The organism is Psychrobacter sp. UBA2769 (genome assembly GCF_002352555.1).
Lineage (GTDB): Bacteria > Pseudomonadota > Gammaproteobacteria > Pseudomonadales > Moraxellaceae > Psychrobacter > Psychrobacter maritimus.
The window spans coordinates 20,403-44,173 of sequence record NZ_DEIR01000015.1; the positions used below are offsets into that span (position 1 = coordinate 20,403).

Below are 23,771 nucleotides of genomic sequence, written 5' to 3' on the forward strand. Positions count from 1 at the left end.
TATTTGAATTAATGATCTCAATACCAAGATCTAGCAGAATGACTGCTTAAAAACAGCATTCTTTAGATAAGCTTTGAGCTTGTATCAAAAAGTGGGGGCAAGGTGAGTTCGGTTCAAGTGTAAAGGCCAAAAATTTACAAGAATTTTGCACATTGTCGCTTATTCAGTCAGTAATGATGTTTTAAAAAAATCATTTGATTGAATTGCATGCTATTAAAGGTCTCAGCATTATTCTAAAACATCGGATTTACTATCGAATAGCGGCTGTAAATGCAAGCGATGAGACCTGAATGCACTTTAGTTATTGCTATCTATTACATTTACGCCGTCTTACTAGAATTACAGCAAGTTACTGCGCCTACTTTATTTAGCAAAACCAGCAACATTAACTACATTAGCCAAACGCTTGACTCTGTCGCGGCCCTTGAAAATGTAACAGAGTATGACCATATATAAGACTGAGCACATAACAAGACCTATAAATAAAAGCTAACAGTCAAACAAAAGACAATATTTATAAATAAAAGCTGATAACCCAGCCTGAAACCAAATTAAGGAATATCCATGAGTTTTTTATTAAACAATAAACAATCCCTAGCAACCGATTCTAATAACCCCAAACGCAGCCCATCTAAATTTTTTACCGCCTTAAGCACTGGGGCGAGCATTGCTGCGATTGGAGCTTTAAGTATGACCGCACCTACCCTTGCCAGCGCCAAAAACATTGAACCATCAAGCGCCAATTACAGCTTTACCGTTGAAGACAAATACAAAGGGACGGCTACGCGTACGTTAAATAAAGCCGGCAATACGTGGAAATATAACGTCAATGCGCGGGTAGCCGGTGTCGCAAGTGCCGCGCAAAACAGTACCTTTAGCATTAACGGTAATAATGTCGTTCCAACCCAAGCAAGCACTACTTATAAGCTATTGGGTGTTGGTCGTACCCATAAACTGGACTTTAATCCAAGCAGTAAAAAGGTAGTGAGTAACTATCGTGGCAAATCAACGACCATGAATATGGCGCAGCAAGCCTTTGATGATTTGAGCCTTGAGGTGCAAATTCGCCAAGACTTGTTAAATGGTAAATTCTCTGGCAACTATTACATGGCGAAAAAAGACAAAGTAGAAAAAACGCCCTTTAAAAAATCAGGTAATACTAAGATTACCGTGCCAGCAGGTACCTTTGACACCGTGCGTGTCGACCGTGTCCATGATGACAACAGCCGCTCGACCAGTTTTTGGTTGGCGCCAAGCTTAGATTATCTACCGGTTAAAGTCAGTCAGATTAACGACGGTAAAAAGATGGATTTGGAATTAACCAAGGTTAATTAAGCCATTATTTCTGCATAAATGACTAACATAAAAAAGCGGCGCTCTACTTTAGAGCGCCGCTTTTTTGCTATCAATCTTGCTATCAATATAGGTTACAACAATACAAGATGCCAAGACTCATCTAGCGAGAACGTGGTTGCTTAACGACATTATTCATTGATGGCAGGCGCTTTAGTAGGATAAATAACCAAACATTGATTGCCAGTAATAGCACAAAATCAAGTAGATATACCACTATCTCAGCCCAACTACTGCCATAGATGCGCGCAAACAGCACCACACCGCTCGCCCCAAGATAAACCAAGGTAAACATACTGCCTATCAATAGCGCATACGGCGAACGCCCACGTAATACCGATGGCGTCAAGATAAACGCCGGCACCAACCATAGCGCTTGCCAAGCAATACCGCCGATAATATCTGGATTACTGGGATTAAAGACACTGATTAAAATCGGCAGCGCCAATAATCTAAAAACCAGCCATACCAACCACGTCACCATCAAACGCTGACGAATAGGCGTTATCGGTTTTTGCGCCTTCACAGCATTAGTAGCCTGAGTTGATTTTTCAGTTGGTGTTTGAGTGTTATTGTCCTGATTGGAGCGGTTAGTAGCCATGAGAGATATTTATTTCCTAATTGATAGCAGCAAGCAGCAATAGTTAGAGGTCAATTAACTAGACAGCAATTAACGATTCCAATTCGCTTGGGCTAAGGCAGACGCCGTAATCGCCAAACGACGCCCTTGGGCAATCGCCAGTTCGCGCTCATCTGCCGATACCGGCTGATCATGTAAGGCGCCGCTGACATGGCTTGCGCCATAAGGTGAGCCACCACCACGGGTACGATTTAGGGCAGGCTCAGCATAAGGGACGCCCACAATCATCATGCCATGGTGCAATAGCGGCATCATCATGGTCAGCAAGGTCGTTTCTTGCCCGCCATGCATCGAACCGGTGGCGGTAAAGACGGCTGCTGGTTTATTTTGTAGATTACCAGCCAGCCAAAGCGTCACGGTATTATCCCAAAAATACTTCATGGGCGCTGCCATATTACCAAAGTGCGTCGGACTACCAAGCGCCAGACCGCTACAATCTTTTAAATCCTCCATGGTGCAATAAAGATCGCCTTCATCAGGAATAGCAGGCTTACTTGCCGTGGTTTCAGGCGCGACTGTCGGCACCGTACGAATACGCGCCGTCATGCCAGCGTCTTCAATACCTTGGGCGATGGCATATGCTAATGTCTTAGTCGTACCATAATTTGAATAATAAAGTACCAAAACATAAGGGGCGGTCTGACTCATTAGCAAAACTTCCTTCTAAAATCATTGACGTTGTTATTTGCGCTATGTGTTATTTGCATCATATATAGTGGGCAACTTATGGCAGACAACAACCATTATAAATAGATGTGCACATTATGCCCGAGTCATTCACTGACATGCAAACAAAGCGCACTTAACACTCTAGTTTAAGTGCTGTTATATATAATCCATACTAATTGAATCGATTATGGTTATGACGCAGAACAGGGATGAATTTTTCTAGCTTGCTGTGCCTACGCAGACAGAGGCTGCAAAAAACTCATCCCTGTTCTACTGCATCGTTTTTATATTTAATCCACTATAGAATGATATGAAAGTCGCTTAAATGCATTTCGACACAATTAAGCGGCAGATTCTCAATGCCCATTTTTGCTACACTATTCGCACTCTTATCCGCGTTAAATGGTCGTCATGGAAAACTTATTAAAAAAAATCCCCTTTTTACACCAAAGCTGGTTTCAATTTCTGCGTTTTTTGACGCGGCATTTCTTTGAAGACAACTGCCAACAAAAAGCCGCGTCACTGACCTATACGACCTTATTATCCATTGTACCTATCCTAACGGTACTCCTGATGATTTTATCCTCTATTCCAGCCTTGGCTTCCGTCAGAGCGCAGATTTATGAGGTCATTTATAGCAATTTGCTGCCGCAATCGAGCTTACAGGTCAGTAAGTATATCAATACCTTTGCTGAGCAATCATCAAATCTGACCATTATCGGCGCGATGGTTTTATTCTTTACCACCATCATGACCTTGACGACCATTGAGCGCGCTTTTAATCAAATCTGGCGGGTAGAAAACCGCTCTGGCGGTATGAAAAGCATGCTGCGCTATTGGACCATCGTCACGTTAGGACCGTTAGTATTAGGCACAGCATTCCTTGCCTCAAGCGCGGTACAAAGCCTAAGTTTTTTAAATAGACAAATTGCTGGTTATGGTATCGATTGGTCGTTTTGGGTGCAAGTCGTTTCCTTTACCATCACGGTAGCCGGCTTTATCAGTATGTATTGGTTTATTCCAAAAGCACGTGTCCCTGCAAAAAATGCTGCCATTGCCGGTGTGTTTGTCGCGATTATCTTTGAGCTGATGAAGAATCTTTTTGGTACGGTGATGGCAAACTTTACCAGCTATGAAGTCATTTATGGTGCGTTTGCAGCACTACCAATTTTCTTATTATGGATATATCTGTCGTGGAATTTGATTTTATTGGGCGTTGAGATTAGCTATACCTTGACTATTTTTGAAACCGAAGAAGTGTATCCGCGCCACCCGCTCTTAAGTTTGCTCGATATGCTAAACCTTGTTTATACCCATCATTTAAAAGGTGAAGCGGTGAGCGAACAAGCGCTACGCAATGTCTTGGGGCGTAAAGAGCTGCCAAAATGGTATACCTATCTTAATTATCTGCAAGACAGCAACTTGATTACCATGACGGAAGAAGAGGATTATGTGCTGAAAAAAGATTTGAGCAAAATGACTTTGTGGGACTTTTATCGCACCCTACCTTATCCCTTACCTATCAAAGATGAGCTTGATGAGATGAGCCCAGAAGACCAAAAACCGTGGCTAAGCTTGTTGGTCAATCGCTTTGAAAATACAGAAGCCTATGCCAAGCAGCAATTAAATATGCCGTTAAATGCTATTTTTGCTCATAGTGAACCGCGAAAAAAATCAGCGGAAAACGAAGCCGATTTAGCTAAAAAAGAGCGCTCTAAACTCTTTAGAAAATCTAGCGCTGCGACTCCTAATCACTTATCTCAGGAAGATAAAGGTAGTAATGACGTCACGCCACGTTTTGAGCCGGTCGCTTATGATAAAGACAGCGACATAGAGTATGACGAGCATAATAATGAAATTATCCTTCCTAAAGATGTTGATATTGATATTGATAGTGACAAAGTGAATGCTGACAGCAAGCACGCTACCAATAGAGGAGATATCATTACTGAGGCAGATAATCCTACAGCAAATTAGCTCAATATAACTTTATTTATAACTATGATGATACATAAATAAGCCCCTATATGTAGGGGCTTATTTTTTACTAAATTTTTAATCTTTATGGCTTATATGGTAAGGTAATTTACTTTTAAGAGATTTTATCAGCCAAATAGAATCCTTAATTGTTGATAAAGATGGGATTATTTCTTAGGTTAGTTTTTAGGTCATTTGTGGAGCACATAACATTGGATAAACACCCTGAGAATGGCTGGCTTAAATTTGCATGGCTTACACTCATGCATAGATTGAAGCAATTTACCCAGCTCTGGTCGCTACAGACGCTGACCGATTTGCCTGATCGCCTAAGAAATATATGGCAGCAGCTTATTGGCTCTTATTGGTTTATTCCAACTGCTTGTGTGGTGGTAGGTATTTTACTGGCGCCTATATTGGTCACGATTGATGAACATTTCGACCGCGAAACGGTTAGAGAAATCACCTTTGCCTTTACAGGTGATGATGATGCCGCCCGCGCTATTATGACCACCATTGCTGGTGCCGTACTCGGTGTCGCGGGGACTACTTTTTCGATTACGATTGCCGTGTTATCGATGGCGTCTTCGCAATTTGGCCCCAGATTGCTGCGTAATTTTTTGACAGATACCCCCAATCAGTTTGTCTTAGGCGCATTTATTGGCACTTTTAGCTATAGTTTATTGGTGTTAAAAGCCATTCATAAATATGATGTTGGTTTTGGGGTGCCGCAATTGGCAGTAACCTTTGCCATTATCATGGCGATTATTTGCGCATTATTATTGGTGTATTTCGTGCAGCATATGATACATGCGATTCAGGCATCGCATGTGATTCAAGGCGCAAGTAATGAGGCGATTAAAAATATTCACTACTGGTATAAAGACCGCTGCGATATTGAGCATCAACGTGACGTTAAACATCATGACGTTGAACAATTTCATACTTGGCCTGCCACGCCGATTTATCCACCGTGCTCAGGCTATTTGCAGCAAATTTATCTAGAGTCACTAATCACCTTGACCCAAGATTATGGCGGCGTGGTGCACATGAACGCCAATCTTGGTGATTTTGTCACTGATAGAAATATTATTGGCTATTTTTATCAGCGTCCAGCCGACCATTCAGACAATCGCCATCAAACCAATACGCCAAATCTGGCTATCGTCCCGCGTGCGCCTGATGGGCTGTTCTGGCAACGCTTTGCTGGCTGTATACGTATTGAGCAACGCTTAAGCCACCCCAACGATATCGCTTATAGCTTAGGACAAATGACTGAAATCGCGGTACGCGCCCTCTCACCAGGGATTAATGATCCAAAAACAGCGGTCAACTGTGTGCAGTCTTTGACCGCTTGTTTAAGCATTATGATGCGGCGTCAGCCTCCCAGCCCCTATCACTTTTATACATCAAGCCCAGATAATTCAACGTCAAATCAATCAACGTCAGATAAAACAAACTCAGACAACAGCAATATTGAAAGCATAAACAATAAACCACGCGTCGCCATATTGGCCGTCGTGACTCATACTCCTAAAATATCCGACTTTATCGATGCATCGCTTGGCGAGATACGCCGTTACGCAACCGCAGACTTGATGGTATTAAAGGCGCTTTGTCAGGCATTGGTGGATCTCAATTATGCTAAAGTTAATAACGCCCAGCAGCAAACGCTACTACATGAGCTGACATTGATTGAACGTGCGGGACAAGACAATCTCAGCTATCAAGAATTGGTCGATGACTTAAGCGCCATGTGCCAAAAAGCCAAACTATTTATTCTCGATGATGATGCCCAGCATCAATACTTTGCTTATGTCCCTAAGTTTGATGCTCATATTCGTCAAACGCTACAAGCGCAATCAAGGTAATCCCTAAAGCAAGTTGCATAACTAAAAATAAGTTTGCTATTCATAACTAGCATGCAAGCGCGAAAATAACTAAAATAAAAACCCAGTCAATCTTTATAAGTTCTAATCTTAGGACGATTTTTTATCATTATTTGAGACCTTTTTTATGGCTCCTACCAGCAGCTTGACCATACTAGAAATCAGCGCTATTTTTTTATCGATTACCGCCTTACTGACTTACGTAAACCATCGATTTATCGGTCTGCCAACGACTATTGGCGTAATGGTTATCTCCATTTTATTATCTATCGGTGCGATATTTTTGGGCTTTTTAGGTTTTGATGAGCTGATTGATTACGAAGTGAGCTTATTAGAGCAGCTTGATTTTACCGAAGTCTTATTAGACGGCATGCTGTCTATGTTGCTCTTTGCCGGAGCGCTACACGTCAATATTGGCGATTTAAAACGTTATAAATTGCCCATTGGTATCCTTGCTTGTATTGGCACGATCGTATCGGCGCTACTAATTGCCGCTGCCCTATACTTTATGCTGCCGCTATTTGGTTTTGGGCTGCCGTTTTTGTGGTGCTTACTATTTGGTGCTTTGATATCACCGACCGATCCTATTGCCGTCATGGGTATTTTGGCATCGGCAGGCGCACCAAAAAGTATTGAAACCGTCATTGCTGGTGAGTCATTATTCAATGATGGTATCGGCGTGGTTATTTTCGTGCTGCTGCTCGGTATTTTATCGAGCGGCGATATCCCAACCGCCAATTATGTCGCCCATACCTTAGCCGTTGAAGCCGGTGGCGGTATTGTCTTTGGTTTGATACTCGGCGGCATATTATATTATTTAATAAAAAGCATCGATAGTTATCAAGAGGAAGTATTATTGACGCTGGCAGGCGTGATAGGCGGTTATGCACTCGCCAGCCATTGGCATTTATCAGGTCCACTTGCGATGGTAATGATGGGATTAATGGTTGGTAATCGCGGACGGGCACTGGCGATGAGCGATAAAACGCGCCATTATATCGACCTATTTTGGGAATTAATTGATGAGATTCTCAATGCTATTTTATTTGTGTTAATTGGTTTAGAGGTGGTGATGATAGCTTATTCGGGCAATTTATTTATCGCCGCTGGTTTGACCATTGTTATTGCTCTACTTGCGCGCTTTATCGTGGTAGGTATGACCACCAAAACCTTTCACCGTCAGCTTGATTTACCGACAGGCGCGTGGAAAGTACTGACATGGGGCGGATTACGTGGCGGTATCTCAGTTGCTCTGGTCTTGCAGCTACCGGCAGGTAGCGAGCGTGATATTTTATTGGCGCTGACTTATGCGGTGGTGATATTCTCTATCTTGGTGCAAGGTTTGAGCGTCGGTAAAGTCGCCAAAAGTATTCGCACTGATGAGCCAGTAGCAGAAATATAGACTTTAAAGAGTATTAATCTAGTCGTTTTAGTAAAATAAAAGCCAGTATAAGTATCATCGCTTATACTGGCTTTTTTAGGTCTATTGAACCCGTTTATCTATTTTTATAGCAGCCTAGTTATATCAAACCTTTGCGCTTCATATTACGATAAACCACGATCACAATAATAATATTCGATCCTAAGATGGCAAGTTTAAACCAGTCAAATGGGCTAGCAAACAGATAATAAAGCTCGATAGGAATAAATATCCCGTAGCCTAATACCCCAAACCAATACGCCCACGTTCTGTCTTGCCATAAACCATAAGCTTCAAGAAAGCGCAGACTGGCATAAGCGAAAATCAACAATAAGAATACTGGCCAATTTTTGCTTGCCTGCTGAGCAATGCGTACCGCACTATCAACTTGCGGTGCCAGTAGCTGTCCAAAGCTCTGTTGCCAAGAAGCGGTCGCTGTCGTAAGCCAATGCTCAAGGTCAGTATGCCATGACCATAAAGCCCCCGCCCCTAATAGCGCACCGACGCCTTTGACCACCTCATATATTGCGACTGCTTTAATAGATTCGCTAGAGGTACTAGCACGACTGTGCGGTTTATGCTGCTGGCTGGTTAAATTTCGGTCGTTATCCTTCGAGGATGGTTGCAGATTATCATCCTGTCGGGGCAAGTTAGCCAAAGAAAGTCTCCACAACGCGGCCTTGCAACTGCTGATTAAAGAATGGCGTATTTTTACCATTTGACAGCATGGATTCCGTGGTCAATTGCCACTCGAGATTGGGGTCGACCAATACTGCGCCGCCGATACTTTCATACTGCTCGCTAATACCAGCAATTTTTGCTGGATTAAGGCATATTTTATCGACCAGCAGCTCAAGCGTTAGTACTTCATCACGTACCAACTGACATGCCAGCGCCATAAAGGTATCAAAGTTTGAGATACCGGGCGTACTCTCAGCAAATGGTGCTTTTTTAGCGGTACTATTTAGCGGCTCATGATGGCTGCAAATCGCATCAATGGTGCCATCTGTTAGCCCGCGGCGAATGGCTTGCTGATCGGTATTACTGCGCAGCGGTGGTAGCACATAAGCTTGGGCATTAAAGCCTTTTAAATTATCATCGGTTAAGTACAGCTGATGCATCGCCACATCACAAGTCACGGGTAGACCTTTGTCTTTTGCCCAACGCATCAGCTCAATCGAAGACTTACAAGATAACTGGCTAAAATGTGCGGCAATACCCGTTTCTTCCACCATTAACAGCTGCGTCGATAAAGCGACCGTTTCCGCAATCCAAGGAATCCCTTGCAGACCATGATATGACGCGATATAACCTTCATGCGCCACCCCATCACCAGACAAACTTGGCTCATCAGGATAAAAGAATACTTTCATATTAAAAGTAGCCGCATATTCCAAGGTACGCAGTAATACTAAGTCATTGCGAAAAGGTCGACGCGCATTAGATACCGCGATACAGCCGCCCTTTTTAAGCCCAGCGATATTTGATGGGCGCTCGCCTTCTAAGCCTGCGGTCAACGCACCTAAAATATGCAAATAAATACCGCCATCACCAAGCGCCCGCTCACGCAAGCCTTTTAACAGCGAGCCGTTTTCTAAAATAGGATTGGTATCAGGCGGAATCACCACATGCAAAAAACCATTGCCACGGGCAGCGCGCCCTTCTGATTCTAACGTACCGTGTTGTTGTTGTCCCGGTTCACGTAGGCGCGCGCACAAATCAACCAAAGGAGGCAGTAGCCACATTTCACCGCCCGCTGCAACTGCAGCTAATTTGTCTGTTGCCCCGCTTGGTAGTGAGTCTTTAAATGCTTGAGGAAGATGGTTAATTATCGGTGCATCCGTATTTAACATAGTGGTCATGAGCGTTATTACCGTATCAATAAAATGGGATAAATAAATATAAAACAGCGTGGCAGCGGATTATTTACTTGCGGCTTGATGGGCGCGCTGACCTTCCATTGCCAGTGACAAGACCGCCATACGAATAGCGATACCGTTATTTACCTGCTTTAAAATCACAGACTGCGCTCCATCGGCGACGCTTGAGGCAATCTCAACACCGCGGTTCATCGGCCCTGGGTGCATCACCAAGGCGTCAGGTTTAGCCAGCGCCAGCCGCTCTGGTGTAATACCATAGTGTTTATAATATTCACTCGATGACGCCAGCAGTGGCGAGCCGATACGCTCATTTTGTATTCTTAACCCCATAATGACATCACAGTCCGTGACACAGTCATTCATATTTTCATACACTTGTACGCCAAAACGCTCAATACCTTTAGGTAACAAGGTACGCGGCGCGCAGACGCGAATGTCTTTAACGCCTAACGTTTGTAGCGCACTGATATCAGAGCGTGCGACCCGTGAATGCTTAATATCACCAACGATAGCCACTGATAATTCTTCAAATGGGCGCGGCGCTTCACGGTGAATGGTCAGCATATCGAGCATCCCTTGGGTTGGATGCGCATGCCAGCCATCACCGCCATTGATAATAGCAATATCCGGCGTTACTTCGGTTGCCATAAAATGGGCCGCGCCTGACGCTGAATGCCGTACCACAAAAATATCTGCCGTCATGGCTTGTAGATTCCACAGCGTATCGCGCAAGCTTTCGCCTTTTTTGGTACTAGAGCGTTCGATATCGATGTTTAGCACATTGGCACCAAGGCGCTTTTCAGCGACTTCAAAGGTTGTACGGGTACGCGTTGACGGTTCAAAAAATAAATTCATCACCGTATAGCCTTCGAGCTCAGGACGGTTAATCAGCTGCCCATTTTCATCAAAAAACGTCTCAGCTTTGGCAATAATTGCCTGCAACTGCGCCTTATTAAGCCCTTCTACCCCTAAGAAATGGCGAATACTGCCATCGTTATTAAGCTGCGGAAGACTTAACGAGCTATTAAGCTTTTGATGAATGGTATCAGGGTCGAATTTAGCGTAATCCGTTGGCGAGACGGTCTGGGTTGAGCGACTATCGATAGAATTTGACATAATGGCAGGTCTTTATTGTTGGTTTATATGATTTGCTAAGCATCATTTATGCATTTTTTGGCGATTTATGGTCGATAAGCACAGAGACAAGGACATTTTGGCACTTATTTGCTACAATTTACCCCAGTGGCAGTGATAGACATAACGCCGCAAAAAACAGCATTTGTCATCTTCTTGGGTAATAGCCATAGACCTGTCATAACCATCATTAAAATCCGCTTATCCAAACGATAAATAAATAATAATAGCGCTAGTGTAGCTGATTTTGTGGTCAGGACAAAGATGCCGTGTGGGGTATTTAAGAATTTACCAGATTTAAGGGCATTAAGTACGAGCTAAAATATTTCTCAAACGCTCATTTGTTCTTTAAATTTACCAGCCTTTATTTTAAACAATATTCATTTCAATAGCCTTTATCAGGAAGCATTATGACAACCTTAGCAAACTATCTAAACGCTCATGCCAGCAACCCTGCACTCAATGACGTGATTACTACCGTGACTGATGTTGGTAAGACCATCTCACAGTTATTAAGAAAAGGGGCGCTTGCAGATATCTTAGGTGAAGCGGGCAATCAAAACGTCCAAGGTGAAGAGCAGAAAAAACTCGATGTGTTGGCTAATGATTTATTATTAGACGCTTTGGCAAAAAACAGCCATTGTGCTGGCGTCGCTTCAGAAGAGCTCGACGATGCCACCCCTGCCAATGCCGATGGCAGTTTATTGGTATTGTTCGACCCGCTTGATGGTTCATCAAATATCGATATTAATATGGCCGTCGGTACTATCTTCTCTATCCTACCGTACCAACGCCAAGGTCAAATCAGTGAAAATAGCGACTTCTTACAAGCGGGCAACCAACAGCTAGCCGCCGGTTATTTGCTATATGGCACCTCTACGGTATTAGCGCTGACTATCACTGATAATGTTGTGATGTTTAGCTTAGACCCTGATACCAATGACTATGTGCTGATAGAAGAAAATGTCACCATCGATGCTGATACCAGCGAATACGCTATCAATGCTTCAAACTATCGTTACTGGCGCGCGCCGATGCAACAATATATCGACGAACTCATTGCTGGCAAAACTGGTGTTCGTGGCCGCGATTTTAATACCCGCTGGGTAGCGGCGATGGTCGGTGATGTGCATCGTATTTTATGTCGCGGTGGGCTTTTCACTTATCCTTTTGATACTAAAGATGCCAATAAAGCGGGCAAGCTACGCCTTATGTATGAAGCCAATCCGATGAGCTTGTTGATTGAGCGTGCTGGCGGCGCTGCTACCGACGCAGTCAATCGTATCTTGGATATAGCACCAACCGATATTCACCAACGTGTTCCTGTGGTACTCGGTAGCAGAAATGAAGTCGAGTATGTTAAGAGTTTACATGTAAATTATACTGATAAATAATTCAGCCGCGCCAATCTGCTAACCGTCATTATAAAGCGATATAAGCGATATACCTTATATTGATAGTCCTTATAATGACGGTTTAAACTTTTTATTTTTTCTAAGCGATCCATTATGGTAGCAAATCCCACCGAGCTTATTACCTCAGATAAAAATACGACCGTCAAGCTTGTCAAAGGGTTATTAACGCAAGCGCGCCAACGCAAGAAGCAAGGTCAAACCGTCATTGAGGGTGTGCATCTAATCGATGCGGCGCTGCGTAGCGATTATCCGTTCGTGCAAATACTCCTTGCAGACTCAGCGCATCAGCATCCTGAAGTTCAGCAGATTTTAACGCGACTGCCAACCTACACACCTATTTTGACTTTGTCCGATGTACTGTATGAGAGTATTCGTAGTTTAGGTACGGGCATCGACATTATGGCGCTGATTACTATACCAACGCCCAGCTTAGCGGCCATTAGTGACGATTGTCTTATTCTTAATGATGTACAAGATAACGGTAATGTTGGCACGCTGTTGCGCACTGCCGCCGCAGTTGGCATACGCAATATCCTATGTACCAGTGGTACCGCGCAAGCATGGTCACCAAAGACGCTCAGAGCAGGTATGGGCGCACAGTTTGCCCTAACCATTTATGAAGATCTAAGTGTGCAAGATATTTTGGATTATGTGCAAACACCGCTATTTGCGACCAGCTCACATACTGATACCGTCATTTATCAACACGACTTAAAGCAACCTATTGCTTGGATTATGGGACATGAAGGCCAAGGCGTATGTGATGAGCTGATGCAGTGCGCCACCCCTATCGCTCTACCGCAGCCTAATGGGCAAGAAAGTCTTAATGTCGCCATTGCTGGCTCATTATGCTTATATGAGACGCTGCGCCAGAGAAAATACACTTAGCATTAGTGTTGGATATATCGATAAGCACTTATTAAAAAATGACTGATAGCACTATTTTGCGTTATCAGTCATTTTTAGTTTAAGAGTAAGCTTGGTTTTTTAATCCTGCCTCTTAACTCTGCGCTTTTTTAAAGCTTTCAGCATAGTTATTTGGTGCATTAAAGTTGGTGAAGCTGATGCTAATAGATTTATCCAGCCCTTCTACGCAATGCCACCACCCAATAGGAATAAATAACGCATCGCCTGCATCAATAGTAACTTCAACTGGGGTCACATGCTGCATCAATGGATGTTTTTTCAAATCAAAATTGGGAAAATCTACTTCACTATACACGTGCAAATCGTTATAGAGCCAAGGCACTTGCCAAGCTGGAATCAAAGTAACCTTTTTAGAGCCATACACTTGAACCAACATATTGTTAGTCAAATCATGATGTAGCGGCGTAAAAGTACCTTTGGGTCCCATCCAAAAATACGTACTAAAGGCTGCATCACTGTCTAAAAGCTGGCGGTAGCCTTCACCAAAATCCCCTATATCATCAAGTGCTGATCTGATGGCTTCAACGTTTTGTTGCGTGTTATTCGCAGTCATATAATAGTTATTACTTTCGCCGTCATTTTCTATCATATTGACAAATTCAGACATCAGCATCGATTTGCGATACTTATCAGAATGCCGCTCAAAAAGCGCATCATTTTCGCGATCGAACTGCACCTCAATTTCTGCATCCCCTAAAACCTCAGCAAAGTATTGTGGACTCCACTTTTTAAGAGCAGGCCAATGATCAATGCCTTTTTTAAGTACCACAGGCTTGTGCTTACTATAATAATCTCTAATAAAGGTTTCAAACGCTGGCGTATCAATGACATCAAGCTGTTGGTTGTAACCGGCATCCAATCTAGCCAAGTGATCACAGGTTTCAAGTAGCCATTCTCGCTTTTTTAGCGTTTTGGCAGCCTTTATACCCGCTCGCAAATAGGGACTTTTTAAAGCCGTCTGTACCTCTAGGGCAATCTCCGCCTCACTAAATCCCTGCTGCACCAATACATTCGCGATACTGCTTTTACTCGTTCCCTCAAGTAGATTAGTAGCGACCCATTCTTTCCAATTATTCGGCAGCCTACGAATGGGTTGCTTGCTGTCATTCGCCACTGGCTCTAACTCATCATTGAGAGCGGCTTTGATCTGAGCATCTGAAAAGCTATTGCTCTTTAATGTCTCAATGATTGTCTCTGTTTGGACACCGCGTATTATATTCGTCGCGACCCACTCATGCCATTCTTGAGGTAAGCGTACTGCCGCGTTTAATCCTGCACTCATTAGTATCTCCTAATCCCTTATGTACTAATTCATTGGTCTATAGCATCCAGTTATGAGTAGCCTCTCACGAGAATATATTCATAACAATCACCTGACTATCACTTAGCCCGCGGGCGCTATGATAAAGCTATTTGTCCAAAATCCTGCTAAATTAATAGACTAAATTTTAGTCTATCATAGTGGATAGGCTAATAAAATCAAAATTAACTGTCGAAGTATAGACCGTTATGAGGATTTGAATTTTCACATAAAAAAAGCCTCCGATTCATTGAACCGAAGGCCTTCAAAACTATCATAGATTAAGCGATATAAAGCACTAAACCGTTAAGAACTAAATCTTGCTAGTCAGCTCAGGTAACGCTTCAAACAAATCAGCTTCTAAGAAGTAATCAGCAACGCTAGCGATAGGCGCTTCTGGGTCATTGTTAATAGCAACGATGACTTTAGAATCTTTCATACCAGCCAAATGCTGAATAGCGCCTGAGATACCAGCCGCGATATAAAGCTGCGGAGCCACGATTTTACCCGTTTGACCAACCTGCATATCGTTTGGTACATAGCCTGCGTCAACAGCAGCACGTGATGCACCAACAGCAGCGCCAAGCTTGTCAGCTAATGGCTCAATGTATTTAGTGAAGTTTTCACCATTTGCTAAGGCACGACCACCAGAAACCACGATGCCTGCTGAAGTTAATTCAGGACGGTCAGACTTGGCCATCTCTTCATTAACAAAGCTTGCTTTACCAGTTTCTTGCACGTTGTCGATAGTTTCAACAGTCGCTGAACCACCTTCACTTGCTACTGGGTCAAACGCTGTCGTACGTACTGTCATGACGACTTTATCTTCTGTGGTTTTAACCGTTGCCGTGGCGTTACCTGCATAGATAGGACGCTCAAACGTTTGCGCGTCTACTACAGCTGAGATTTCTGACAACATGCTCACGTCAAGTAAAGCTGCCACACGTGGCATAAAGTTCTTACCAGTGGTGGTAGCAGGTGCAAGGATATGGCTATAATCACCAGCAATATCAGCAACCAATAGCGCAACGTTACCAGCCAACTGATGCTCATAAGCGGCATTGTCTGCTAATAATACTTTAGTCACGCCTGCGGCTTTAGCGGCTTCATCAGCTGCCGCTTGTGCGCCACTACCCGCGACTAATACATGGACATCATCGCCCATTTGTTTAGCAGCAGCGATAGTGTTTAAAGTTGCCTTTTTTAGACTGGCATTGTCATGTTCTGCATATACCAAAATTGCCATTGTTTTTGTCCTTTATTTATTCGTATCATCTATTCATGCGGTTGTTTATGTACAGCGTTATTTATCCATTTAGCTTAAATATCAAATAGCTTAAATATTAAACTGCTCAGACCTCATAACGTTGCACAGGATATGCCGTAGCAAAGTATTAACAATTAAATAACTTTTGCTTCATTTCTTAGCTTATCGACCAACTCGTCAACTGAACCCACTTTGATACCAGCTTTACGCTCAGCAGGTGGCACGACTTTGATAATTTCTTGCTTAGATGCCATATCAACACCGAAATCAGCAGGCGTTTTCTCATCAAGTGGCTTTTTCTTCGCTTTCATGATGTTAGGCAATTTAGCATAACGTGGCTCATTCAAACGTAAGTCCGTGGTAATAACCGCTGGTAGGTCAAGCGCTAGGGTCTGTAAACCACCGTCGATTTCACGAGTGACATTTACTTTACCGCCGTCAACTTTCACTTCTGACGCAAACGTACCCTGACCAATACCCATCAATGCCGCTAGCATCTGACCAGTTTGGTTATTGTCATCATCAATAGCTTGTTTACCCAACAGGATAATATCGGTAGATTCAGCCTCTGCGATACTTTTTAGGATTTTAGCGATTTGTAGTGGATAAGGTTTTGCGTCAGTCACTACCAAGACACCACGGTCAGCACCCAATGCTAAAGCTGCACGAATCTGCTCTTGTGACTCTTTTGGACCAATTGATGCCACAATGATTTCATCAATCACGCCCGCCTCTTTTAGACGAACCGCTTCTTCAACAGCAATTTCATCAAAAGGGTTGATTGACATTTTAGTGTTAGATAAATCTACGCCAGAATTATCAGCTTTTACACGAACTTTTACGTTGTAATCAATGACACGCTTGACCGCTACTAATGCTTTCATACGTTCCTCGTTTATTAATGTTATGAATTAAAAATTGCCAGTTAAGAACCAGAGGTTCATCTTTTTCAAACTGTTGTTCAAATCGTCGTTCAAAATACCACTAAAGGTTATTACTACAGTAACAGAAATTTTAACTAAACACTCATAAGCCAATCACCAAAAGTGTCTTGGCATAATACTTGCTTTTTACCAATAATCAAAATTTAAAAGTAAAATATTAAAACCTGTTAAAGCTAAGCCAACCGTAATTATCAGACCCATCTATCTTGCGTGAGCACAGTGCTAAGGTCAAGACAACGCCGTGAATAATGCGTCATAAATTTGTCACCACTGTTGCAAAAAGCGTCTATAAGCGCATAAATGAACCATTTATCTTATTAAAAGCCTTAAGCAGTACAATATTTATCACGCTTTCTATGCTTTACGAATCAATTCCTGGATAACCATCCCTTGATTTAAGCTTCTATTACATTTAAAACCTACTATAGTCAGTCCTAAATAAAATAAGTACAAGTATTATAATGCGCTACTGGTATTCATTTTCCTTGCTTGCTGTGCCTACGCAGACAGAGGCTGCGCAAAATTAATACCAGTAGCTCTGTGTTCATTTTACAGCGGATCGCCTATATTCTATTTAAAATCAATGAGAACAAGCTTAGTGATATTAAATATGTAGTCTATTTTCTTAGAAAAATTACATAAAAAAAGCAACCTGATGAGAGGTTGCTTTTTTTTAAAGTCTAAACAGTATTTTTATTGTTTTAACAAACAAAGGAATCAATGCTTATTAATAATCTTTTGCTATTAAGTAAACTGATAAATCAGTATAACTTAATAATTAGTAAGATTAGATAGCTTCGATTTGCTCAGCTTGTGGGCCTTTTTTGCCATCACCTAAGATGAAAGACACTTTTTGGCCTTCGGCTAGAGTTTTGAAACCGTTACCTTGGATAGCGCTGTAGTGAGCGAATACGTCTTGTCCGCCATTGTCTTGAGCGATAAAACCAAAACCTTTAGCTTCATTAAACCACTTTACAGTGCCTTCAACTTTATCTGACATAAATTTTCCTAACTCTTTAACTGTTGGCGAGACGTGTGTCATCACCGATTAATTGATATATACTCAAGTATTTTCTGCTGAATGCGTCGGCTTAAACCCTTGATATATCTAGAAGATATACTATCTGTCCTCGCCTCAAATCCTTTGAGTACAAGCTGATTATAACAGCTTTTCTCAACTGCAACAGGTTAAATTACTTTTTTTTGTAAACAATCCACTTCTTATGTAAAGGGAATGGCTAGGATGACGCCATCCTAGCTAAAGTATTGATTTTCATAACTATTTGTCGTTATTTAGCAAACTATAACGAATACTCATCACGTTTTTCTTAATGATAAAATTAATAAATTAACTATTTAACTCGATATCTATTGCGGTAACGGTAGCCATGGTGACGATAATACCAGTAGACATAGCGCAAAAAATATCAAGGAAAACGATTGGCTATAAGCGATGTACTTAGCTGGAACCACCAAGTCTTTCGGTGAATCGGGTATGCCTTTACGTTTGAGTAGCCGTGTGCCGTATATCCAGCCATAGATGGTATAGATACTATAAGCGACCGGAACTGCAAGCGCTAATGGCGCTAGATCGATAACATATAAGGCGACTGTCGAGACAAAAAACCAAGCGGTATCAATCAAGGAGCTGATTTGGAAAAATTTGGACTTTGGCAGCTTACCCTGATTGCTTTTGAGCATCTCCCCTTCTATCCATATCAAAACAGCCACGATAGCGCTCAGAGTAATATATGCGAATTGCGGCGTTAGCCAGTTAGGATTTGGTATTTGCACAACAGACAACCTGTAATCAAGAAAAAATAAGAAGCGACATGAAATAACGCTTTAAGTAAGACAAAGTCATTGATAAAAATGATGAAGGCTGTCTATATGAGGCAGAGATGCTGTGTTTTCAACCAATATTAAAGCAATTGACATGAAAACCTTACTTAGCTTATTGAAATAATAGCCATTAAAAAACCCGTGCCATCAAGTGATAACACGGGTTTTAAATTCTAGATGAGCGATTAATTACCTAATCGCTCACCAGCAAATTAGTTTTTGTCTTTATCGATGATTTTGTTGCCGCCAATCCAAGGCATCATGCCGCGCAATTTAGCACCAGTCACTTCAATTTGATGCTCAGCGTTGTTACGACGACGTGCCGTCATTGATGGATAGTTGGTTGCGCCTTCACTGATGAACATTTTTGCGTATTCGCCAGATTGGATGCGTTTTAGCGCATTACGCATGGCTTCACGTGATTGCTCATTGATGACTTCAGGACCAGTCACATATTCGCCGTATTCAGCGTTGTTACTGATTGAGTAGTTCATGTCAGCGATGCCGCCTTCATACATGAGGTCTACGATAAGCTTTAGCTCATGTAAGCACTCAAAGTAAGCCATTTCTGGTGCGTAGCCTGCTTCTGTTAGGGTTTCAAAGCCCATTTTAACTAGCTCAACAGCGCCGCCACAAAGAACCGCTTGCTCACCAAATAAGTCAGTTTCAGTTTCATCTTTAAACGTGGTTTCGATGATACCTGAACGACCACCACCAACACCAGCAGCATAAGACAAGGCTAACTGCTTAGCTTGACCTGATGCATCTTGGTAGATAGCGATCAAATCTGGAATACCGCCGCCTTTGGTAAATTCTGAGCGTACAGTATGGCCTGGTGCTTTAGGCGCAACCATAATAACGTCAAGATCGCTACGTGGAACGACTTGGTTGTAATGAATCGCAAAACCATGAGCGAAAGCCAATGTTGCACCTTCTTTGATATTTGGTTCAATCTCATTTTGATAGAGCTCTTTTTGGAACTCATCAGGTGTCAAAATCATGATTACGTCAGCAGCTTTTACCGCTTCTTCTACTTCCGCAACTTTTAGACCAGCGTTTTCCGCTTTTTTCCATGAGCCAGAGTTGGCACGTAGACCAACGGTCACATCGACGTCTGAATCTTGTAGGTTAAGTGCGTGTGCATGGCCTTGTGAACCGTAACCGATAATAGCAACTTTTTTGCCTTGGATAATCGATAGATCACAGTCTTTGTCATAATAAACGTTCATAAGTAGAGTCCTTTTCCTCAATCATGGCGGGCCATGGATAAATAAACGCCTAGATTACAGTCACTGTCGTAAAGTGATTTGCTATATAAGCGCTATGTTAAGTGTCGAATAAATAAGTTTAAAATACCAAGCTTAAAACCGTATATTTTGCAATAAACGCTGATTATAAGCTTAGCGTTTTTTCGCCGCGTGCAATACCAATCACACCCGAACGCACGACTTCCATGATACGTTCGCGGCCAATCACATCGATAAAGCCGTCAAGCTTAGCTTTGTCACCGACGATTTGAATGGTATAAAGGTTTGAATTTACATCAACGATTTGTGCGCGGAAAATATCGGCACTGCGTTTAATCTCTTCACGTACACCGCCTGTCGCTCGTACTTTGATTAGCATAAGCTCGCGTTCAACGTGTACATTATCTGATAGATTAAGCACTTTAACCACTTCAATCAATTTATGCAATTGCTTGGTGATTTGTTCAATTTTTTCAGGTGACGTAATAGTGGTTAACGTTAAGCGAGAAATACTCGGATCGTCTGTTGGCGCAACGTTCAAAGTTTCGATGTTGTAGCCACGTTGAGAGAACAAACCAACCACTCGCGACAACGAACCCGCTTCGTTTTCCATCAATACCGAAATGAGATGTTGTTGTTGCATTAGGTACGCTCCCCTTTTGTTAACCACATATCACGCATCGCTTGCCCAGCGATTTGCATCGGATACACATGCTCGTTACGATCGACATAAACGTCGATAAATACCAATTTATCTGTCATGGCCATGGCTTCCGCCAACTGTGCTTCCATAGTCGCAGGATCAGTAATCTTAATACCGACGTGACCATAGCTTTCGGCCAATTTGACAAAATCCGGTAGTGAATTCATATAAGACTGTGCATGACGGCCTTCATACAGCATGTCTTGCCACTGTTTTACCATACCTAACTGGGCGTTATTCAGGTTTAAGATTTTAACTGGTAAATTATACTGTAGGCAGGTTGAGAGCTCTTGGATATTCATCTGAATAGAGCCTTCACCGGTAATACAAACCACGTCGCGCTCAGGGTTAGCAAGCTTCGCCGCCATTGCGTATGGCAGGCCAACGCCCATGGTACCAAGACCACCTGAGTTTAGCCATTGACGCGGCTCATTGTAGGTATAGTAAAGCGCCGCAAACATCTGATGCTGACCGACGTCACTGGTGATAATCGCGTTACTATTAGTCACTTTATCTAAAGCTTGCACGACCGCTTGTGGCTTAATGCCATTGTCAGTGCTGGTGTCATAACGCAGGCCATGGCGCTTACGCCACTCGTTAATCTGTGACCACCAATCTAACAATGCATGTTGTTCTAGCTCTTTATCATCACCGACAATCTCTATGATATCGGTAAGGACAGATTTGACATCGCCCACGATCGGAATATGCGCATTAATCGTTTTTGAAATAGACGTAGGATCAATATCAATATGAATAATCGTCGCATTCGGACAGAATTTTTTGACATTATTGGTTACGCGATCATCAAAACGCGCACCAATTGCCAAAATGACGTCAGCATGATGCATGGTCATGTTGGCTTCATACGTGCCATGCATACCAAGCATTCCTAAGAACTGACTATCAGAGCCAGGAAAGGCACCCAAGCCCATTAGGGTATTGGTTACTGGTAAATTCAAGCGATGCGCAAGATGAGTCAGCTCTTTATGTGCATTACCTAAAACAACACCGCCACCAGAGTAAATGATCGGGCGCTTAGCAGCAAGCAGCGTTTCAACCGCTTTTTTAATCTGACCACTATGACCTTTTAATGACGGCTGATATGAGCGTATAAATACCTCTTTCGGATATTCATAAGCAAATTTTTCGCTAGGCGCGGTCATGTCTTTTGGCACATCGATGACCACAGGACCGGGGCGTCCAGACTGGGCAATATAAAAGGCTTTTTTGACAATCATAGGGATTTCGCTAGCATGGCGCACTTGAAAGCTATGCTTTACGATAGGACGCGATACACCAACCATATCAGTTTCTTGGAAGGCATCTTCACCGATTAGGCTACTAGGTACCTGACCTGCGATGACCACCATCGGCACAGAATCCATAAAGGCGGTGGCAATAGCCGTCACCGTGTTGGTAGCGCCCGGACCTGAAGTCGCTAAGACCACCCCTGTCTGCCCTGTGACTCGCGAATAAGCATCTGCCATATGACCGGCTGCTTGCTCATGACGTACTAAAATATGCTCGATATTCTCTTGTTGAAACAAGGCATCATAAATATGCAGAACAGCACCGCCTGGGTAGCCAAAAATGTATTTGACCCCTTCATCGGTGAGTGATTGCACCAACATCTCAGCGCCAGATAGCATCACAGGCTGATCGCTACCTTCAGCAAGGCGTTGTTGCTTCTCTTCAAAATTTTTGGCGGCATTACCCGTTTGGGTATGTCCAGTCATATTTGGACTTTGCGTGGTTTGCGTCACTGTCATCACCTTTTTTTGTGGCAAGTATTGGCGTTTATTTATAAGAGAAAACCACGATATTTACATAGGGTTGTCTGGCTCTTAAAATAAATACGAATCCTTGTCCATATCAAGAATGTGTGCCCACCATATCTAAGTAACGCTGTTTTATAAGACAGCAAGCCACTCAAACACAGCAATATATGTAAGGTCAGTATTGTGACAGGAGTTTATCGATAGACAAGTGACAAGATGCGAATGCATCTATAAAAGAAGCTTATTATTTGTGATGAATACGAGCTTACGCTAGTAATAAATAAATAAATCGATAGCGCATGAAAAAACAAATCTCAAAATGGTGACACGTTATAGGATTTCTAAATCTTATAACCTGTTTGATGAGTAAATGTTATAACCACACATTATGCCCTATTTTTACTACAGCCAAATCTTAGCAAACACACTAATAATAAGTTTATCTTAGTCATTGTAGACGGATAAGTCCGGAGACAATAAATATAGCATCTGATAACCATTGCGATAATGACCATCTATTTTATATTCTTGTCACAAAGAAAATAAAGCTAAGCAAGCTGCTGATAAGCAACCGCTAGTCCTTATTTTCAAGTGCCACGGCAATATCATAAAAGCCGCTCACTGACCAATCAACTGCTATTATATTCGGTGGTTTGGGCACCATTGTCAAGAAAAACTTCTAAACCCTAACCCTAACTATTAGTTATTAAATAATGTACATTTATAAGTATTATTTGCTAGAATCAAACGCTAATGTATTTATATTGTTATTAAGACGTTTAAATATTATCCTTAACTGATAAATATATCCGTTTTTTACCTATTAAGAGGATTGTTACCATGGCATATGCGTCTACGATAAATACCGCTGCCAAACTGCTTATGAGTATCAGCACGGCGTGTATGCTCATGCTACCAATCAATGCCAGTCATGCCATTCAGGTTTATAAGTCTATCGGCGCGCATGGTGAGGTGAAATACAGCCAACATGCCCCGCAAGATGGTAGAAATATCGAAGTGATCGAATTTCGCAGTGACGGTAGACAAAGTAACGCTGGGCAATTAGCTGGTAAAACTGAAGCCAACCAAGCGGCACCGCAAAGCGCAGAAGAACAGCGGGTGGCGCAGTTAGAAGCGCGTATCAAAGAGCAAGAGGCGCAGGCCAATGCCCAGCGTTGCCAGTCATTACGTAACAATTTGACCAACCTCAATGTTGGCGGACGTATTTATGAGATGGATGCCAATGGTAAGCGTCAATATTTAGATGGCCGTGAAATTGAGCTAAAGCGTGAGCGCGTACAGCAAGCCATCAACCAATATTGTAATGGGGCTAAAACCTAGTTTTAATTATTTTTTCAAGAATTTTAATGACGCTCTATTTAA

Annotated in this window: 20 protein-coding genes; 7 read left to right on the forward strand and 13 right to left on the reverse strand. The window is 42.5% G+C overall.

Annotation, left to right across the window (positions count from 1 at the left end; translation table 11 throughout):
* Positions 1-564 precede the first annotated feature (564 nt).
* The gene (locus tag B3Q63_RS06830) at positions 565-1,335 is read left to right on the forward strand and encodes a DUF3108 domain-containing protein (protein ID WP_296175176.1); all 771 of its coding nucleotides are present in this window, start codon (positions 565-567) and stop codon (positions 1,333-1,335) included.
* Between the two features lie 121 nt (positions 1,336-1,456).
* Here the strand turns inward: B3Q63_RS06830 and B3Q63_RS06835 are convergent, their stop codons facing one another.
* The gene (locus B3Q63_RS06835; RefSeq protein WP_296175178.1) at positions 1,457-1,954 is read right to left on the reverse strand and encodes a hypothetical protein; all 498 of its coding nucleotides are present in this window, start codon (positions 1,952-1,954) and stop codon (positions 1,457-1,459) included.
* A 69-nt stretch (positions 1,955-2,023) separates the two neighbouring features.
* Positions 2,024-2,641: an NAD(P)H:quinone oxidoreductase gene (gene wrbA, locus B3Q63_RS06840; protein WP_201619967.1), complete on the reverse strand. Its 618-nt coding sequence runs from the start codon at positions 2,639-2,641 to the stop codon at positions 2,024-2,026.
* 432 nt (positions 2,642-3,073) lie between these two features.
* On the opposite strand from wrbA, the gene B3Q63_RS06845 reads away from it, so the two are divergent.
* From B3Q63_RS06845 to B3Q63_RS06855, 3 genes are all read left to right on the forward strand, one after another.
* Positions 3,074-4,639, forward strand: coding sequence for a YihY family inner membrane protein (locus B3Q63_RS06845; RefSeq protein ID WP_296175182.1), 1,566 nt, complete (start codon positions 3,074-3,076; stop codon positions 4,637-4,639).
* A gap of 263 nt (positions 4,640-4,902) precedes the next feature.
* Positions 4,903-6,510, forward strand: coding sequence for a DUF2254 domain-containing protein (locus B3Q63_RS06850; RefSeq protein ID WP_296175185.1), 1,608 nt, complete (start codon positions 4,903-4,905; stop codon positions 6,508-6,510).
* Between the two features lie 145 nt (positions 6,511-6,655).
* The gene (locus B3Q63_RS06855) at positions 6,656-7,930 is read left to right on the forward strand and encodes a cation:proton antiporter (protein WP_201562608.1); all 1,275 of its coding nucleotides are present in this window, start codon (positions 6,656-6,658) and stop codon (positions 7,928-7,930) included.
* A 118-nt stretch (positions 7,931-8,048) separates the two neighbouring features.
* Here B3Q63_RS06855 and B3Q63_RS06860 read toward each other — a convergent pair whose 3' ends face one another.
* The 3 genes from B3Q63_RS06860 to B3Q63_RS06870 are packed head-to-tail and all read right to left on the reverse strand — an operon-like array spanning position 8,049 to position 10,944.
* Positions 8,049-8,606, reverse strand: a complete 558-nt coding sequence (locus B3Q63_RS06860; protein WP_296175190.1) for a DUF2127 domain-containing protein — start codon at positions 8,604-8,606, stop codon at positions 8,049-8,051.
* Positions 8,599-9,810: a dihydroorotase gene (locus tag B3Q63_RS06865; protein ID WP_414706322.1), complete on the reverse strand. Its 1,212-nt coding sequence runs from the start codon at positions 9,808-9,810 to the stop codon at positions 8,599-8,601. The genes B3Q63_RS06860 and B3Q63_RS06865 overlap by 8 nt, the downstream gene beginning before the upstream one ends.
* A gap of 60 nt (positions 9,811-9,870) precedes the next feature.
* Entirely contained in the window at positions 9,871-10,944 is a 1,074-nt protein-coding gene (locus tag B3Q63_RS06870) for an aspartate carbamoyltransferase catalytic subunit (RefSeq protein WP_201619961.1), read from the reverse strand.
* 428 nt (positions 10,945-11,372) lie between these two features.
* Between B3Q63_RS06870 and B3Q63_RS06875 the strand changes: the two genes are divergently transcribed.
* Entirely contained in the window at positions 11,373-12,356 is a 984-nt protein-coding gene (locus B3Q63_RS06875) for a class 1 fructose-bisphosphatase (RefSeq protein WP_296175193.1), read from the forward strand.
* Between the two features lie 114 nt (positions 12,357-12,470).
* On the forward strand, positions 12,471-13,265 hold the full coding sequence (locus B3Q63_RS06880) for a TrmH family RNA methyltransferase (RefSeq protein ID WP_296175196.1): 795 nt from the start codon (positions 12,471-12,473) through the stop codon (positions 13,263-13,265).
* Between the two features lie 112 nt (positions 13,266-13,377).
* Here the strand turns inward: B3Q63_RS06880 and B3Q63_RS06885 are convergent, their stop codons facing one another.
* From B3Q63_RS06885 to B3Q63_RS06920, 8 genes are all read right to left on the reverse strand, one after another.
* Complete coding sequence (locus B3Q63_RS06885; protein WP_296175198.1) at positions 13,378-14,586, reverse strand: cupin-like domain-containing protein; 1,209 nt, start codon at positions 14,584-14,586, stop codon at positions 13,378-13,380.
* A 331-nt stretch (positions 14,587-14,917) separates the two neighbouring features.
* Positions 14,918-15,850 (reverse strand): electron transfer flavoprotein subunit alpha/FixB family protein, encoded by a 933-nt coding sequence (locus tag B3Q63_RS06890; protein WP_281490288.1) that lies wholly within the window; start codon positions 15,848-15,850, stop codon positions 14,918-14,920.
* A 155-nt stretch (positions 15,851-16,005) separates the two neighbouring features.
* A complete protein-coding gene (locus B3Q63_RS06895) occupies positions 16,006-16,755 on the reverse strand; it encodes an electron transfer flavoprotein subunit beta/FixA family protein (protein WP_201562624.1) in 750 nt (249 codons plus the stop codon).
* Between the two features lie 847 nt (positions 16,756-17,602).
* Positions 17,603-17,815 (reverse strand): cold-shock protein, encoded by a 213-nt coding sequence (locus tag B3Q63_RS06900; protein WP_057758834.1) that lies wholly within the window; start codon positions 17,813-17,815, stop codon positions 17,603-17,605.
* 368 nt (positions 17,816-18,183) lie between these two features.
* On the reverse strand, positions 18,184-18,609 hold the full coding sequence (locus tag B3Q63_RS06905; protein WP_201619956.1) for a hypothetical protein: 426 nt from the start codon (positions 18,607-18,609) through the stop codon (positions 18,184-18,186).
* A 260-nt stretch (positions 18,610-18,869) separates the two neighbouring features.
* Entirely contained in the window at positions 18,870-19,886 is a 1,017-nt protein-coding gene (ilvC, locus tag B3Q63_RS06910) for a ketol-acid reductoisomerase (RefSeq protein WP_201562628.1), read from the reverse strand.
* Positions 19,887-20,049: 163 nt separating this feature from the next.
* Positions 20,050-20,547 carry an acetolactate synthase small subunit gene (gene ilvN, locus B3Q63_RS06915; protein WP_183621152.1) on the reverse strand — a complete coding sequence of 166 codons (498 nt, stop codon included), beginning with the start codon at positions 20,545-20,547 and terminating at the stop codon, positions 20,050-20,052.
* A complete protein-coding gene (locus B3Q63_RS06920) occupies positions 20,547-22,379 on the reverse strand; it encodes an acetolactate synthase 3 large subunit (protein WP_201562782.1) in 1,833 nt (610 codons plus the stop codon). The genes ilvN and B3Q63_RS06920 overlap by 1 nt, the downstream gene beginning before the upstream one ends.
* Before the next feature lie 849 nt (positions 22,380-23,228).
* Here B3Q63_RS06920 and B3Q63_RS06925 point away from each other — a divergent pair.
* Complete coding sequence (locus B3Q63_RS06925) at positions 23,229-23,729, forward strand: DUF4124 domain-containing protein (RefSeq protein ID WP_201562632.1); 501 nt, start codon at positions 23,229-23,231, stop codon at positions 23,727-23,729.
* Positions 23,730-23,771 lie beyond the last annotated feature (42 nt).

What these genes read in the sequence shown, in the direction of transcription:
- B3Q63_RS06830 (WP_296175176.1), top strand. Translation starts at nt 565, where the DNA reads ATGAGTTTTTTATTAAACAATAAACAATCCCTAGCAACCGATTCTAAT.
- B3Q63_RS06835 (WP_296175178.1), bottom strand. Translation starts at nt 1,954, where the DNA reads ATGGCTACTAACCGCTCCAATCAGGACAATAACACTCAAACACCAACT.
- wrbA (WP_201619967.1), bottom strand. Translation starts at nt 2,641, where the DNA reads ATGAGTCAGACCGCCCCTTATGTTTTGGTACTTTATTATTCAAATTAT.
- B3Q63_RS06845 (WP_296175182.1), top strand. Translation starts at nt 3,074, where the DNA reads ATGGAAAACTTATTAAAAAAAATCCCCTTTTTACACCAAAGCTGGTTT.
- B3Q63_RS06850 (WP_296175185.1), top strand. Translation starts at nt 4,903, where the DNA reads ATGCATAGATTGAAGCAATTTACCCAGCTCTGGTCGCTACAGACGCTG.
- B3Q63_RS06855 (WP_201562608.1), top strand. Translation starts at nt 6,656, where the DNA reads ATGGCTCCTACCAGCAGCTTGACCATACTAGAAATCAGCGCTATTTTT.
- B3Q63_RS06865 (WP_414706322.1), bottom strand. Translation starts at nt 9,810, where the DNA reads ATGACCACTATGTTAAATACGGATGCACCGATAATTAACCATCTTCCT.
- B3Q63_RS06870 (WP_201619961.1), bottom strand. Translation starts at nt 10,944, where the DNA reads ATGTCAAATTCTATCGATAGTCGCTCAACCCAGACCGTCTCGCCAACG.
- B3Q63_RS06875 (WP_296175193.1), top strand. Translation starts at nt 11,373, where the DNA reads ATGACAACCTTAGCAAACTATCTAAACGCTCATGCCAGCAACCCTGCA.
- B3Q63_RS06880 (WP_296175196.1), top strand. Translation starts at nt 12,471, where the DNA reads ATGGTAGCAAATCCCACCGAGCTTATTACCTCAGATAAAAATACGACC.
- B3Q63_RS06885 (WP_296175198.1), bottom strand. Translation starts at nt 14,586, where the DNA reads ATGAGTGCAGGATTAAACGCGGCAGTACGCTTACCTCAAGAATGGCAT.
- B3Q63_RS06890 (WP_281490288.1), bottom strand. Translation starts at nt 15,850, where the DNA reads ATGGCAATTTTGGTATATGCAGAACATGACAATGCCAGTCTAAAAAAG.
- B3Q63_RS06895 (WP_201562624.1), bottom strand. Translation starts at nt 16,755, where the DNA reads ATGAAAGCATTAGTAGCGGTCAAGCGTGTCATTGATTACAACGTAAAA.
- B3Q63_RS06900 (WP_057758834.1), bottom strand. Translation starts at nt 17,815, where the DNA reads ATGTCAGATAAAGTTGAAGGCACTGTAAAGTGGTTTAATGAAGCTAAA.
- ilvC (WP_201562628.1), bottom strand. Translation starts at nt 19,886, where the DNA reads ATGAACGTTTATTATGACAAAGACTGTGATCTATCGATTATCCAAGGC.
- ilvN (WP_183621152.1), bottom strand. Translation starts at nt 20,547, where the DNA reads ATGCAACAACAACATCTCATTTCGGTATTGATGGAAAACGAAGCGGGT.
- B3Q63_RS06920 (WP_201562782.1), bottom strand. Translation starts at nt 22,379, where the DNA reads ATGACAGTGACGCAAACCACGCAAAGTCCAAATATGACTGGACATACC.
- B3Q63_RS06925 (WP_201562632.1), top strand. Translation starts at nt 23,229, where the DNA reads ATGGCATATGCGTCTACGATAAATACCGCTGCCAAACTGCTTATGAGT.